Below are 15,272 nucleotides of genomic sequence, written 5' to 3' on the forward strand. Positions count from 1 at the left end.
ATTAGAAGGATTAGAATGATTTTCCTTACTTACTTGTAAATCTGATAAAGATTAAAAAAGAATCTTTTAATTTAAATAATCTGTGGCTAAAAAATAAAAACTACAATGAAAAATTTAAAAATAAATAACAGATTTACTTCCGAATTGCCTGCAGATCCGGATGAAACTAATGAAGTTCGTCAGGTTAAGAATGCACTATTTTCTTATGTAAATCCAACCAAACCATCCAGTCCAAAACTAATTCATGCTTCAGAAGAAGTTGCACAATTGGTTGGGATAACACCTGATGAAATTCAATCAGAATCTTTTTTGAATGTGTTTTCGGGTAAAGAAATTCTTCCGGAAACACGTCCGTATGCCATGTGTTATGCGGGACATCAATTTGGAAATTGGGCGGGACAATTGGGCGATGGCCGCGCTATAAATTTGACAGAAGTTGAACATGAAAATCAATTTTTCACACTTCAGTTAAAAGGCGCCGGAAAAACGCCATATTCAAGAACAGCCGATGGTTTAGCGGTTTTACGCTCTTCTGTTAGAGAATATTTATGTGCTGAAGCAATGTATCATTTGGGTGTTCCCACTACCCGATCGCTTTCGCTAATGTTATCCGGAGATGAAGTTTTGCGTGATATTTTATACAACGGAAATCCTGCTTACGAAAAAGGTGCTATTGTTTGTCGCGTTGCCCCATCATTTATCCGTTTTGGAAGTTTTGAAATGCTGACAGCGCGAAATGAACTCAAAAATCTAAAACAATTTATTGAGTACACTATCAAACATTATTTTCCTGAAATAAAAGGAGAACCAACAGAACAGTATTTAAAATTCTTTAAAACCGTTGCAGATAAAACCCGCGAAATGATTTTGCATTGGCAACGTGTTGGTTTTGTGCATGGCGTGATGAATACAGATAATATGTCGATTCACGGAATTACGATTGATTATGGTCCTTATGGCTGGTTAGAAAATTACGATCCAAATTGGACTCCAAATACTACTGACAGTCAAAATAGAAGATACCGTTTTGGAAATCAGCCTCAGATTGCACAATGGAATTTATATCAATTGGCAAATGCAATTTATCCGTTAATTAATGAAGCTAAACCTCTGGAAGATATACTTGAATCGTTTATTACAGATTTTAATACTGACTATAAAACAATGTTTTTAAGTAAATTAGGATTATTTACTTCAACTGAAACTGATAGTGCTTTAATGACCAATTTAGAAACTGTTTTGCAAGTATCAGAAACTGATATGACAATATTTTTCAGGAATTTAAGTAAAGTTCAGAAACTGGATTCAGTTGAAAAAGCAATGAAAAAAATTCAGAATGCTTTTTATATTCCTGAAGAAATTTCGCTAGAAATCCTGGAATCCTGGACAAAATGGTTCTCGGTCTATTTGGAGAGATTAAAAGTTGAAGATCTTTCAGATGATGCTCGTGCCGAGAAAATGAATCTTATTAACCCTAAATATGTGTTAAGGAATTATATGTCTCAACTAGCAATTGACGCTGCTGATCAAGGTGATTATTCTTTGATAAATGAATTGTTTTTATTGTTACAAAAACCATACGAAGAACAACCGGAATTCGAAAAATGGTTTGCAAAACGACCGGATTGGGCTCGATCTAAAGTAGGTTGTTCGATGCTTTCTTGTAGTTCTTAGGTTTTTTTGCCACAAATTTCACAAATTTTCACAAATTTTTTTTATTGAAATAGAATCTCACACTGAGCGAAGTCGAAATGCGCGTAAAGTGTTGCCGACCTCTCGAACTGACAACAAAAATTCGTGAAAATTCGTGAAATTCGCGGCTAACTTAAAAAAAATCTGTGGCAAATTTTTCTATTTCGAAGTAATGTAATCGACAATCATATTCGCATGAATGCGGGAATTCTCAATAAACCATTTGTGCGTATGCATTCCACCGCAAACTACTCCTGCAAGAAATAAACCTTCAACATTAGTTTCCATAGTTTCAGGATTATAATCAGGCGTTTTTAACTCATCTTCAGATAATTTGATTCCCATTTTTTCAAGGAAAATCAAATTTGGTTTGTATCCGGTTAATGCCAGAACAAAATCATTATCAATGATTACTTTTCCATTTGGAGTTTCTATCTCTACTTCATTTTCCCGAATTTCAGTAATATTCGATTCAAAATAAGCTTTAATACTTCCTTCTGCGATTCGGTTTTCGATATCGGGTTTTACCCAATATTTAACCCTGTTATTAATTTCGTTTTTACGAATTACCATTGTTACATTTGCCCCTTTTCTCCAGCATTCTAAAGCTGCATCTACAGAAGAATTATTAGCTCCTACAACTAATATATTTCTAAAAGCATATTCATGCGCTTCTTTGTAATAATGACGTGCTTTGGGTAATTCCTCTCCTTTAATGTTCATTTGTATCGGAATGTCATAGAAACCTGTTGCAATTACAACGTTTTTAGCCTTATAAGAAGCTTTATCTGTTGTAACTAAAAAAAATGAATCTTCATTTTTTTTAACCTCAGTTACTTTTTCAAATAAATGAATTGAAAAATTAAAATAACGATGAATATTTCTGTAGTATTCCAGTGCTTCCTGACGTCCCGGTTTTGGTGCCAGACAATTAAACGGAATGTCACCAATTTCTAGCCTTTCTGCTGTCGAAAAAAAAGTCATATACAAAGGATAGTTGAAAATACTATTTACAATGGCGCCTTTTTCTATAATTAAGTACTTTAAATTTTTCTTTTGGGCTTCAATTGCGCATGCCAATCCAATAGGACCGCCACCCACAATAATCAAATCATACTCTTTCATAACTTTTATTTCTTCCAAAATTTAAAAGGATTTTTACTCAAATAGGCATTATAATATCGCGGATCATTTGTTACTTCTTCTCCTAACCAATCCGGTTTTTCAAAAGAGTCTGTTTCCGATTCTAATTCAATTTCAGCCATTATTAAGCCTTCATTTTCTCCATAAAATTCATCCACTTCAAAAGTGTGTTTTCCGGATTTTATTTCAAAACGAGTTTTTTCGATTTTGCCTTTTTCGCATAATTTAAGTAATTCCTGAGCTTCGCCAAGCGGAATTTCGTTTTCCCATTCAAAACGAGTAATTCCTCCATGATGACCAATTCCTTTTATCGTTATAAAGCCTCTTTCGCCTTTAATTCTAACTCTGACAGTTCTTTCCGGCACAGAACTTAAATATCCCTGAGCTATCCTGTTTTGGGTAAAAGCCTGTTCTTTAAAATCTTCTGATTTCACAAGAAACTTTCTTTCTATTTCGACCATTTTATGTCTAAATTAATTTTTTAATGCAAGTTACTCAATTTAATCTTGTTTGTAATTGTGTTTTTAGATTCCATTCTTAATTTGTTTCTAACCACATAACAATCTCATAATAAGAAGTGTACAATAAAAAATAACTAATTCTTAATACGTTCTGTATCTATTTTTTTGTTAAATTTGATAGAATCTTAACTTCATCACCTATGTCGAAAAAAGCACTTTATCTTTTAGGCATTGCAATAACAATTATTTTAGGTACCTTTTTGTATGTAAAATTCTGTTGCAATTGTACTATGAAAACACCAGCGGTCGATACTGAAAAAGTACCTGTTGCTACGGTGCAGGACGATAATATTGTCCCTTTTATTCTAAATGGTTCCGGAATTGATTATCACACCAATGATAACATCAAGTTCCTTAAAAACAGTTTTGCAGTAATTCTGCCTGTTAGTGATTCTGTATCAATTGGAATCGGAAATCTTAAAACATTTTTGATTGCAAATCCTAAGCAAAAAGTTACCATAACCGGTTATGCTACTTCTGACGAAACTAATACGACAACTTTTGAAAATCTTGGTCTGGCGAGGGCAAATGATATTAAAAAGTACTTTGTTTCCAAAGGTTTATCTGATACTCAGTTTGACACAAAAGGAGAAGTGATTGATAAATGGAAAACAAATGCAGACACGCTTTTTGGTCCTGCCGAATATAAATTTGCTGCATTAGAAGCAACTCCGGCTGCCACTGATGAATGGGGTATTCTGAAAGAGAAAATTAATGGCGATCCGCTAATTCTACATTTCAATACCAATAAATCCAGTGATAAATTGACGGACGTTGAGAAACAAAAAGTAGCTGATTTAGTAAAATATATGGAGCATGTTAAAGATGCTGTTATTCTGGCTGTTGGACATAGTGATAATGTTGGAAATCGTGATTCTAATGTTGTTCTTGGACAAAAACGTGCCGAATTTTCTAAAAACTATTTGTCTAAAAATGGTATTGAAAGCACGCGTATTACAACAGAATCAAAAGGTCCGGACGAACCTATTGGCGAAAATACTACTGCCGAAGGCAAAGCAAACAACAGGAGAACTGTTATTACAATCAAATAATTAATCAAAATATACTATTATGAATATACCTTGTATCTTAATACCTGCGCTAGTGGGGTTAATCTGTGGAATTTTAGGTTACTTATTAGGAAAAATGAATTCTAAAGGAGATGATTCGCTTGCTTTATCATTACAAGCTGATTTAGATGCTTGTAAAGCAAATACAAGAAATTTGAATGCTAAAATTGCTTCTTTAGAGGCTGATTTAGCAGCGAAATCTAAAATTTCGGCGTCAGCTCCGCAATCTTTTGCAGCAGTAGTTGCTCCATCTGTACTTTTTGACGGTGCCTTGGCTGCAACTTTTTACGGCAAGAAAATAAAAGAGAATGACTTGAAAATTGTCGAAGGTATCGGACCAAAAATTGAAGCTTTGTTTAATGATGCCGGAATCAAAACCTGGTATGAGCTTTCTCAAGCTTCTACTGAAAAACTTCAATCTATTTTAGACGGAGGCGGTGAAAATTATGCAATTCATAATCCCAGCACGTGGGCAAGACAAGCTTTACTTGCGTACGAGGGTAAATGGCAAGAGCTGAAAGACCTGCAAGAAAGTTTAACAGGTGGAAAAGAATAAAAAATAGGTTCAAAGGTGCAAAGTAACAAAGGCTCTAAGGCTTTGGTTGTTTTGCATCTTTTATTCTTTTGCGAATCTTTAAAAAAGGTTCAAAGATGCAGAAGCACAGAAGGACAAAGGTTTTATAACTTTGTTTTTTTGTGCTTTTAATTTTTTAGGAAAAAGTGCAGATTAACCAAAGTTCTTAAACCTTTGCTGCTTTGAACCTTTGTTCCTTTTAATCTTTGAACGAACCTGCTTTTATAAAGTAGAATCCCAGCTTTTAGTTGTATTATACCACAATTGCCCTTGAGAAACTTCAAGAGGACATTCAAAATTATTCGTATAAAGGGCTCCGGTTCCTAAACCTTGCGGCATTTCTGAATTTTGCAAAAATGTCCATTGTGCAATGGCATTTAATCCAATATTACTTTCTAAAGCGGATGTTATCCACCAACCAATATTATACTTATTAGCTAAATTGATCCACTCTGAAGTTCCTCTGAATCCACCAACAAAACTTGGTTTCAGTATGATGTATTGAGGTTTGATTTTAAGCAGTAATTTTTCTTTTTCTTCTACTGAAAATACTTCAATTAATTCTTCATCCAGCGCAATTGGAAACGGAGTATTTCTACATAAATCGGTCATTGCGCTAATATTTCCTTTTTTAATGGGTTGCTCGATACTATGTAACTGGAATTTATTAAGTTGTTCCAGTTTATCTAAAGCTTCATCTAAAGCAAAAGCGCCATTGGCATCAACCCGAATTTCTATTTCTTCAGCAGAAAAATGACTTCTGATAAAGTGTAATAATTCTAGTTCTTTTTGAAAATCTATTGCGCCAATTTTAAGCTTTACACATTTAAAACCATTGGCTATTTTTTCTTCGATTTGCTCTTTCATGAAAGCGGCTTCTCCCATCCAGACCAAACCGTTTATAACAATCGATTTTGAATTGTTTGTAAAATGGGATGGAAATAACAAATAGGGATTCTCACTTTTAAGAGATAAAAACGCCATTTCAATCCCGAATTGTATTGAAGGAAATTCTAATAAAGTTTCCCAAAGTGCTGTTTCTCCCAAATGAATATTTTGGCAAGCCCATTGCAGTTTTTCTTCGTAATCCTCTCGATCATCAGCACTCAAACCACGAAGAATTCCACACTCACCTATTCCCTTTTTGCCATTTTCTTCAAGTACAATAAACCAGGTTTCTTTCTCGGTCATAATGCCTCGTGAAGTTCCCGAAGGACGCTTAAACTCGAGCATGTATTTATGGTAAGTTGCTTTCATGTTTGTTTAAACCATATAAGTTATATAAGAAAATTTAAGTCTAGCTTTATGCGTAATCTAATTTAAATGAACTTATATAACTTATATGGTGGAATTTTTTAATTATAAAGGTTTAAAACTTTCTCAAAATCTTTTGATGGTAAACCTGCTTTTTGGAAAATTGTAAAATCTTGTTTTGTTTTTTCTTTCCAGCTCAGACTATCTGTTACATTTTGGGTTTGGTATTTTTTATAAATATTTTTTGCTTCGCTATATTCGTCATTTACCAAATAAACATGCGCTAAATTTAGTTTTACCAATAGCTCTGTATCATCAAGTTTCTCGCCTTCTTTAAGGAATTTAATTGCCTTTGCATATTGTTTGGTCAAAATATAACAATATCCAATAGAACTATAATCTACTGCGGTTGCTTTCCCGTCGTTTATTATCGTATTCAACTTTGGAATCGCTTCGTTATATTTTTGGGCTTTTATTAAAGCTGCGATTTGTGCTCTTAAATCATTAAAAACGTTTTTAGAAATATCGGCATCTTTATAACAAGTGTTTCCGAAATCTTTATATACTTTGTTTTTCTCAATTGGTAACAATTTCTGAAATTCTGTGTATCGATATTGTTTCATGATTTTATCCAGGATACAAACACAAAAATCATCAGAATTGGCCATTTTCTGAGCCATTGTTGATGTTTTGCACAGACTTATGATTTCGTTTTTGTTGTCTTGATTCCAGCCGCGATTTAGTTTTGTGTCAACCCAAGGCACCACTTCTAAAACTATTTTCTGATTGAGAAGCCAGTTTTTGCTATGAAAACCAAACCAGATCGTATTTAAATTATCTCCTAAACAAGATGATTTATCAAGGGATAATCGTTTTGCATCTTTGCTTACAGGTTCTTCCTGAGCGTAACAGGCTTTATCCGTTTTTCCGTCATCGATATACTTTTTAGCACTATCATTTGAAGTAAAAAGCGCGTAAGAACAAGTATCGTCGCCAGAAATTTTAGACATTAAAAAAACTGCTCCTGCTGATCCCTGACTGATTCCTGTTGGATCCGGAATTGATTTTAGTACTGAAACTAAACTGTTTGCCATTTGCTGATTCTCGTCTAATAGTGTAATTCTGTACACGATTTCGGTAGTTCCAACGGGTAGATCTTCGGTTTTAAGGAGGATTCGGTCGCGGGCGGAAACTATAATTTCTTTTGTTGTAGAACGTTCTTTGTCCCAATAGCCGTCTTTTTGGGCGTACGTGCTATAAGAAACTGCAATAAAAAGAAATAGGGCAATTTTTTTTAAATTCATTTTATAAAATTTAGTTTAAATATCTTGTACAAATTTCAAGCCTAATTTTTTAGCATTTCCTTAATTCTTTTTTCAGCTTCTTCTTTTGTGATTTCTTCGTAATAATCTTTTACAAATGGATGATCAAAAACGTAAAGGTGTTTTTAGCCCCGATTACTTCACTTAATATTTATTTTCAAAGGAGTTCAGTGAACTTCGTTTGAGGCGGTATCCTTTTTTTGAGGCAATTTTTCTTTGCCTCAAAAAAAGATATAGCCGAAAGCGGGAAATAGCTTCTTAAAATTCCAATATTGAAAATTCCAAAAAGCGTAAATTCGATTTTTATACTTATAATTCGATTGATTCTCCGATTTCCAGAAGCATCAAATCTTTTCCTTTATCAAAAAATTTACGGATTGAGTCTTCATGATCGATTTTAATGTAACCAAAGGTGTCAAAATGGTAGCCTAAGATTTTATCGCATTCTACAAAATCTGAAGCGATAATAGCATCTTCAACATCCATCGTGAAATTATTTCCTATTGGCAATATTACTAAATCAAGTTTGGTTCGCAACGGAATCAGTTTCATATCCATTGTAAGTGCTGTGTCACCGGCAATATAAATGTTTTTATGTTCGCCTTCGATTACAAAACCTCCGGGATTTCCGCCATAAGTTCCATCAGGAAAAGAACTGGAGTGAATTGCGTTTACATATTTCACTTTTCCGAAATCAAACTGCCAGCTTCCGCCGTGATTCATTGGGTGCGCTTTAAATTCTCTGCTCGCATAATAACTCGCAATTTCTGCATTTGAAACAATCGTAGCATTTGTGCGTTTTGCAATCGCTTCAACGTCCAGAACGTGATCGCCATGGGCGTGTGTAAGCAAAATATAATCTGCTTTTAATGTGTTTATATCGATTGCTGATGCTTGTGGGTTTCCTGTGATGAAAGGATCAACAATAATATGTTTTCCTCCAACTTCAATGCCTAAAGAAGCGTGTCCGTAAAATGTAATTTTCATTTTTATAAAATTTAAAGTTGAAACTTAATTTATCTGCCTCCTAAAAAGAGGTTAACAATGATGTCTGAAATCAACGAGATCATACATGCTGTTAATAATATTGAAAGTAAAAATGTACTAAGCGCCAGTTTTTTTAATTCCGGATCTAATAGCTTAGGGTTTTGGTTTTTATAGACGGTGATTAAATGTTTGGTTAATGGTATATATGCCAATAAAAACAAATATTGATCGAAGTTATAATCACTTAAAATAGCAAAAAGAATTACTGAAAGCATTGCTGTAATTATCAATGTAAAATGATAAATCTTAGCTTTTGATGCTCCCATTTTAACTACTATGGTATTTTTTCCTGATTTTCTGTCTGATTCTTCATCGCGCATATTGTTTAGGTTTAAAACGCCAACGCTTAATAATCCGATAGAAACTGCAGGTAAAATTAAAAGTGGATCTACTTCTTTTGAGTATAAAAAGTTTACGCCCAATGTACTTACCAGACCGAAGAATATGAAAACAAATACGTCTCCTAAACCTTTGTATCCGTAAGCTGAATTTCCTACTGTATAGCGAATTGCCGAAACAATTGCAGCGATTCCCAGTAATAAGAAAAAGATTGAATATCCGAAATTGCTTTCTCCAAATGCAAAATAAATCAAAATGATAGCTGATAATAAGGTTAATGCAGCGGTAATGATGATTGCTTTTTTCATGGCTTGAGGCGTAATAACCCCGCTCTGAATAGCTCTTTGCGGACCTACTCTATCGGCATTATCTGTACCTTTTACTCCATCGCCATAATCATTTGCAAAATTGGACAGAACCTGTAAACCTAATGTTGTTAATAGTGCAAAACCAAAAATTTTCCAACTAAATACTTCTGTTGGCGTATTGATGGTTGCTGTTGGGTTTGATAAGGCATATATACTTCCTACTATAATTCCGGAAACTGATAAAGATAATGTGCGCAATCTCGCGGCTTCAATCCAATGTTTCATTATGTTTTTTATTTTAGATTTTAGTCCCGATAGCTATCGGGATAGATTTTAGATTGTTAGATTCTAAATTTAGATTGCAGATTTCAAAAATCTAAAATCTGCAATCTAAAATCTAAAATATTTTATGGCAGCCATTTATTGTCACCAAAATTTGGTTTTCTTTTTTCTAAGAAAGCATTTCTTCCTTCTTTAGCTTCTTCGGTCATATAGGCCAAACGTGTAGCTTCTCCGGCAAAAACTTGCTGTCCAACCATTCCGTCGTCTGTTAAATTCATAGCGAATTTCAGCATTTTGATAGAAGTTGGCGATTTTTGTAAAATTTCCTGTGCCCATTCATATGCGGTATCTTCTAGTTCGTCATGAGGTATTACGGCATTTACCATTCCCATGTCCATCGCTTCCTGAGCTGAATAATTTCTTCCCAAAAAGAAGATTTCACGTGCTTTTTTCTGCCCTACCATTTTCGCCAGATAGGCAGATCCGTAACCACCATCAAAACTCGTTACATCAGCATCTGTTTGCTTAAAAATTGCATGTTCTTTACTTGCCAGTGTCAAGTCGCAAACTACGTGCAGACTATGCCCACCGCCAACTGCCCAACCCGGAACAACCGCAATAACAACTTTTGGCATAAAACGAATTAAACGCTGAACTTCAAGAATATTCAAGCGATGCTGACCATCTTCGCCAACATAGCCTTGGTGTCCGCGAGCGTTTTGATCTCCTCCACTGCAAAAAGAATATACGCCATCTTTAGTCGACGGTCCTTCGGCTGAAAGTAAAACAACACCTATTGAAGTATCTTCTTGAGCATCATAAAAAGCCTGGTATAATTCTGAAGTTGTTTTAGGACGGAATGCATTTCTAACATTTGGTCTGTTAAAGGCGATTCTCGCAACTCCATTACATTTTTTATAGGTTATATCTTCAAATTCTCTGGCAGTAATCCAATCCATTTCTATTTGTTTTATTTTGAATAATTATAGTGTAAAAATAAAGCATTTTTATATTTTTACCTACTCAAATTAGCTTTAGTCTGTTCTAAAATTACTTGGAATGTTAACAATTAGTATTTACTTACAAAAAATAACATTTTTTAACATTAGTTTTGAAAAATAATAATTAATTTTACACCCTAGAAATCAATGAGATACATTTTATTTCATTGGTATAAGATTGATTTTCTTTCACTGATTTATTAACCTAAAAAATGATTTTTTTGAGAAAATTTAAAAAATTTGTCGCTCATTTTTTTATGGTTTTTATTTATAAACCTTTGATTAATGGGCAAATGATTTATTCGTTTGTTGAAACTTCGAAAAGGAAATAGTAACACCTAAGGTTAAATGCTGGAATTGTTTAGTAATTAGTATAAAATTGATTACGAAAAGGAAAAAAATACTAACTAAAACTTTCTATAAGTTATTTTATTAAACCAAATGGATTAGCCGTGAAATTAAATTTTTGCTTTTAATATGAATGTATATATTGTTTAAAGACATACCGTTTCAGGAAGTAATTTCTAAAATTTTTAAAGCTATTATTTTTTGAAAGGATTCGAATTTATTTTATTTCTGTTTTTTTTTAATTACAATTTTTTTTAAAACTAGAATAAAAAGGGAAAGGCTGCTTGTAATGAGCAGCCTTTCTTGTTTTAGTTTTTTATACGTATTAATTTAACTGGAATTTTTTTTGAATAAATAGTTCCGTCAAATACAATATACCCATTTTCTTGGATCTCCTTTTTTCTATCTTGACTTAATCTTTTATTTATAAAACTGGAATCACTTTTTAAAGAAAGAGAAGCTAGATTTGGTTTTTTCTTATCGATATTCGAAAACCACTTTTGATTATTTCTATAAGGCAAATTAATTATTGAAGTAAAATATTTTGTTTCACCAGGGTTAAGAAAATAACCTTGCAATGAATCATCAACAAGGTTTAAAAATTGAACTTTGTACCTTTTTTCAATTCTGTTCTTTATTAAAAAGTTATTAATTATAGTATCTAACTCTTCTATTTTCTGAAATTCAAGATCATTTCCGCACACGTTTTCCGCCGCTGTTGAACTATAATCTAAAATAGAATCATTTTTATACATACTAAAACCAATTGAATTTGAAGAATAGTTTTTTCGTCCCAAAGCTTCTTTATAGAGATCGCGTTCCAGAGTTCCTAAATTATTTGGGTCTAACATTATAAAATACTTTTTGTCTGAAACATTTGTTATTTTATATCTTAGAATATTTTTTGAAAGGCTATTATATTCTTTATTTGGTTTATAAAAAGCCTCAAAAAAATCGTATATATCAATATTTTCTACGCAAACGACCTCGTTGGTTAGTAATTCAAGTTCTAAATCTTTTTTATTTTTTTGACATGAAAAGAGAATTAAAAACAAGAAACTTAAAAAAAGTATTTTTTTCATAAAGCTCAATCGATAATATTTAATTTGAGAACATAAAAAAACTTGCCAATTTCAGCAAGTTTTTTATTTTTTAATTATCCTGAATCAGATAAATTCCGTCTTCTTTGATTTCGATGAGTTTGTCTTTATATAAAGCTCCAACGGCTTTTTTAAAGGTCTTTTTACTCATTTTTAGTACCGTCTTAATATCTTCCGGATGCGAATTATCATTTAAACGTAAGAAACCGCGATTGGCTCTTAATTCGTCTAAAATTTTCTCTGCATTTGGCTCAATACTTTGATATCCTTGCACTTGTAATGCAACATCTATTTTATTGTCAGGACGAATGGTTTTAATAAAACCATGCATTCTGTCTCCGGTTCTTATGGCGTCGTCATAAACTTCATCTTTGTACAGTAATCCTTTATGCTGTTCATTGATGATTACATTGATTCCTAATTCCGTAATATGCGAAACTATCAAATCAACTTCTTCTCCTTTTTCAACGGTTAGGTTTTCATTGCTTAAAAATTGGTTCAATTTACTTGAAGCTACTAAACGATTGGTTTTTTCATCCATATAAAGGTAAACTAAGTAACGTTTTCCTTTTTCCATTGGACGAGCTTGTTCCTTAAACGGAACTAGAATATCTTTTTCCATTCCCCAATCCATAAATGCACCAACCTGATTGGTATAATTTACTCTTAAAAGCGAAAATTCATTCAATAAAATATAAGGTTCCAGTGTCGTAGCAACCGGGCGTTGTTCATGATCCAGATAAACAAAAACAATTAGTTCTTCGCCTATTTCAAATTCATTTGGAACGTATTTGTTTGGTAATAAAATGTCGTGAATCCCTTCAGGATCTTCTTCAGGATTTCCTAAAAATAAACCAACTTTGGTATCACGTAATATAGTAAGGGTATTGTATTTTCCTATTTCAATCATATTCTTGAGGTTCTAAGTCGAAAAGCGACTAAGTTTCTAAGCTGCAAATGTACGAAGTTTGAAAATGGTACCAAGAAAAATATTTCAGATATAAGAAAACAAAAGCACCTATTAAGATGCTTTTGCTGTTTTTTTTGAATAATTAAGTCTATTTATTATAAACACTTTCTTTTTTAAAGTGCACAGTTAATAAATAATAAACAACTGCTCTGTATTTATGTTTGTTCGAATGTCCGTATTTTTCCAGAACAGCATGAATTGCTGCTTCTAATTCCGGACCATTTGGTAATCCTAATTTTTTAATCAGGAAATTATTCTTAACTGTGTCAATTTCAGTATGCTGTGTTGCTGCAACTGTTGATGAATCTGCGTTATATATTGAAGGCCCGCAGCCAATCGTTACCTTTGTAAGTAAATCCATATTTGGTGTTACTCCACATTTTTCTTTTAAGTCTGATGCGTATTTTGCAATTAACTCTTCTCTTTTAGTCATAATATTTATTTTAATGATTTTTCTTACTTTTTAAAGTGCCAAATCTAAAACAAATATTTAGTAAAAAATAAAAATTAACATTATTTTATTTACAAATTAAATTAGTTCTTTAAAAAACCTTTTTAAGATAACATCATTTTCAAAAGTTGGAGTAAAAACCTCCAGAATAGCCGGTGCATCATTATTAGAATAAAGCAATTTTATGTTTTCGTCCAAAGAATTTGCATCTGATGCCGTATAATAATTCAACTTATACATCATAGCTAGATTTTCGGCTGTTAAATGATGTGAAGTTTCAAAAAAGGTATTAAAAACAGGCTTTTCTTCGTGTCCCGGCAAAATTCTGAAAATACCGCCTCCTCCATTATTAATCAAAATAATTTTGAAATTTTTGGGAATATAGGCATTCCACAAAGCATTACTATCATACAGGAAACTGATGTCTCCAGTAATAAAAATATTTTGTTTTCCGTTGGCAACAGCAGCACCAATTGCAGTTGACGTACTACCATCGATTCCGCTTGTTCCCCGATTGCAAAAAACTTCAATCGAAGGATCAATGTCGATTAATTGCGCGTATCGAATGGCCGAACTATTACTAATTTGAAGCTGACTATTTTTAGGCAAAGACTCAATTACTTTCTCAAATACTTTAAAATCTGAAAATATAGTTTTTTCAAGATATTCTTGTCTTCTGATTTTTCTTAAATCGTAAATTTTATCAATTTTCGAAAAATAATCGCTTTCTACAAAAGTAGTTTTAGGCAATAAGTCATTGAAAAAATCATTTGGCTGCATTACAAAATGCTTTGTTAGCGCACTAAAAGTATCATAAGCACGTAACGTATCAATGTGCCAATGTTCTTGTGGTTTGTATTTTCGTAAAAAAGCTTTGATTCGTTTTGAAACAATCATTCCTCCAAAAGTGAGTAAAACTTCTGGCTGAAATTCCAGAAAATCAACCTCTTCAAAAGGTGTAATTAAGGTATCAATACTGGCAATAAAACCTGGATGATGCAAATTTGAAGTAGTTTCTGTCAGCACAACTACAGATGGATCGCTTGCTAAATTTTCTATTGTTTTTTCGTCAATAGCATTAGCTTCGTTTACACCAATTAAAACTAACTTTCTCTTGGCTGAATTCCAGATTGAAGCAACTTCTTCGCTATTATCAATGATTTTTGTTCCAAGAATTTCTTCTGAATGTGTAATTGTTGGCTGAACCGAAAGTGTTTCTACCGTTTCATATAAAGGTTCTTCAAAAGGCGCATTGATATGAACCGGTCCTTTTTGAAGAATGGCAGTTTCAATCGCTTTATTTATTTTTAAATCATTATCTACAGAAGCCTCTTCGGTTAAATTGGCATTGAAAACAGAATGATTTTGAAAAACATTTTCCTGACGAATCGTTTGTCCGTCACCAATGTCTATTTTGCTTTGCGGACGATCTGCTGAAACCACGATTAACGGAATCTGACTGTAAAATGCTTCGGCTACAGCCGGATAATAGTTTAACAAGGCAGATCCTGATGTACAAACAATTGCTGTTGGCTGTTTGGTTTGCTGCGCAATTCCCAACGCAAAAAATGCAGCACAGCGTTCATCAGCAATGCTGTAACATTTGAAGTTTGAATTTTGAGCAAATCCTATTGTTAATGGTGCGTTTCTAGAACCCGGAGAAATTATAATATTTGTGATTCCTTTTGCAGAAAAAATTTCGATAATGCTTTGTGCAAGCGGTATTTTGGGGTAAATCATTCGTATGTATATTACTTTTTTAGAGAAACACTTAAAAGTTTAGCTTCTCTTTTTTGATATCACAAAGTTACAAACTTCGCATTGGATTTAACTTATAAATAGGAAGATAT

General features: G+C 32.9%; 14 protein-coding genes. 3 read left to right on the forward strand and 11 right to left on the reverse strand.

Going from position 1 to position 15,272, the window contains the following annotated elements; translation table 11 throughout:
* The first annotated feature begins 105 nt into the window (after nucleotides 1-105).
* Nucleotides 106-1,674 (forward strand): protein adenylyltransferase SelO, encoded by a 1,569-nt coding sequence (locus tag EAH81_RS18770; RefSeq protein ID WP_140510010.1) that lies wholly within the window; start codon nucleotides 106-108, stop codon nucleotides 1,672-1,674.
* Between the two features lie 177 nt (nucleotides 1,675-1,851).
* Here EAH81_RS18770 and EAH81_RS18775 read toward each other — a convergent pair whose 3' ends face one another.
* Nucleotides 1,852-2,817: a YpdA family putative bacillithiol disulfide reductase gene (locus EAH81_RS18775; protein ID WP_140510187.1), complete on the reverse strand. Its 966-nt coding sequence runs from the start codon at nucleotides 2,815-2,817 to the stop codon at nucleotides 1,852-1,854.
* Between the two features lie 5 nt (nucleotides 2,818-2,822).
* The gene (locus tag EAH81_RS18780; RefSeq protein WP_140510012.1) at nucleotides 2,823-3,296 is read right to left on the reverse strand and encodes a CYTH domain-containing protein; all 474 of its coding nucleotides are present in this window, start codon (nucleotides 3,294-3,296) and stop codon (nucleotides 2,823-2,825) included.
* Between the two features lie 200 nt (nucleotides 3,297-3,496).
* On the opposite strand from EAH81_RS18780, the gene EAH81_RS18785 reads away from it, so the two are divergent.
* Together EAH81_RS18785 and EAH81_RS18790 are read left to right on the forward strand one after the other, a co-directional pair.
* Complete coding sequence (locus EAH81_RS18785; RefSeq protein WP_140510014.1) at nucleotides 3,497-4,408, forward strand: OmpA family protein; 912 nt, start codon at nucleotides 3,497-3,499, stop codon at nucleotides 4,406-4,408.
* 19 nt (nucleotides 4,409-4,427) lie between these two features.
* Nucleotides 4,428-4,982, forward strand: coding sequence for a hypothetical protein (locus tag EAH81_RS18790; protein WP_140510016.1), 555 nt, complete (start codon nucleotides 4,428-4,430; stop codon nucleotides 4,980-4,982).
* Nucleotides 4,983-5,222: 240 nt separating this feature from the next.
* Here EAH81_RS18790 and menC read toward each other — a convergent pair whose 3' ends face one another.
* The 9 genes from menC to menD form a co-directional block, all read right to left on the reverse strand.
* Complete coding sequence (menC, locus tag EAH81_RS18795) at nucleotides 5,223-6,257, reverse strand: o-succinylbenzoate synthase (protein ID WP_140510018.1); 1,035 nt, start codon at nucleotides 6,255-6,257, stop codon at nucleotides 5,223-5,225.
* Between the two features lie 98 nt (nucleotides 6,258-6,355).
* Nucleotides 6,356-7,558 (reverse strand): tetratricopeptide repeat protein, encoded by a 1,203-nt coding sequence (locus tag EAH81_RS18800; RefSeq protein ID WP_140510020.1) that lies wholly within the window; start codon nucleotides 7,556-7,558, stop codon nucleotides 6,356-6,358.
* Nucleotides 7,559-7,885: 327 nt separating this feature from the next.
* On the reverse strand, nucleotides 7,886-8,563 hold the full coding sequence (locus EAH81_RS18810) for a metal-dependent hydrolase (protein WP_140510022.1): 678 nt from the start codon (nucleotides 8,561-8,563) through the stop codon (nucleotides 7,886-7,888).
* Between the two features lie 29 nt (nucleotides 8,564-8,592).
* Nucleotides 8,593-9,555 (reverse strand): 1,4-dihydroxy-2-naphthoate octaprenyltransferase, encoded by a 963-nt coding sequence (gene menA, locus EAH81_RS18815; protein ID WP_140510023.1) that lies wholly within the window; start codon nucleotides 9,553-9,555, stop codon nucleotides 8,593-8,595.
* Between the two features lie 122 nt (nucleotides 9,556-9,677).
* Nucleotides 9,678-10,511 (reverse strand): 1,4-dihydroxy-2-naphthoyl-CoA synthase, encoded by an 834-nt coding sequence (locus tag EAH81_RS18820; protein WP_140510025.1) that lies wholly within the window; start codon nucleotides 10,509-10,511, stop codon nucleotides 9,678-9,680.
* A 698-nt stretch (nucleotides 10,512-11,209) separates the two neighbouring features.
* Complete coding sequence (locus tag EAH81_RS18825) at nucleotides 11,210-11,983, reverse strand: hypothetical protein (RefSeq protein WP_140510026.1); 774 nt, start codon at nucleotides 11,981-11,983, stop codon at nucleotides 11,210-11,212.
* Between the two features lie 70 nt (nucleotides 11,984-12,053).
* Complete coding sequence (locus EAH81_RS18830; RefSeq protein WP_140510028.1) at nucleotides 12,054-12,911, reverse strand: S1 RNA-binding domain-containing protein; 858 nt, start codon at nucleotides 12,909-12,911, stop codon at nucleotides 12,054-12,056.
* 148 nt (nucleotides 12,912-13,059) lie between these two features.
* Nucleotides 13,060-13,404: a DUF2853 family protein gene (locus EAH81_RS18835; RefSeq protein ID WP_140510029.1), complete on the reverse strand. Its 345-nt coding sequence runs from the start codon at nucleotides 13,402-13,404 to the stop codon at nucleotides 13,060-13,062.
* 96 nt (nucleotides 13,405-13,500) lie between these two features.
* Nucleotides 13,501-15,162, reverse strand: coding sequence for a 2-succinyl-5-enolpyruvyl-6-hydroxy-3-cyclohexene-1-carboxylic-acid synthase (menD, locus tag EAH81_RS18840; protein ID WP_140510031.1), 1,662 nt, complete (start codon nucleotides 15,160-15,162; stop codon nucleotides 13,501-13,503).
* Nucleotides 15,163-15,272: the final 110 nt, after the last annotated feature.

Origin of the sequence: Flavobacterium pectinovorum (genome assembly GCF_006438875.1) — a bacterium.
Taxonomy (GTDB): Bacteria; Bacteroidota; Bacteroidia; order Flavobacteriales; family Flavobacteriaceae; genus Flavobacterium; species Flavobacterium pectinovorum_A.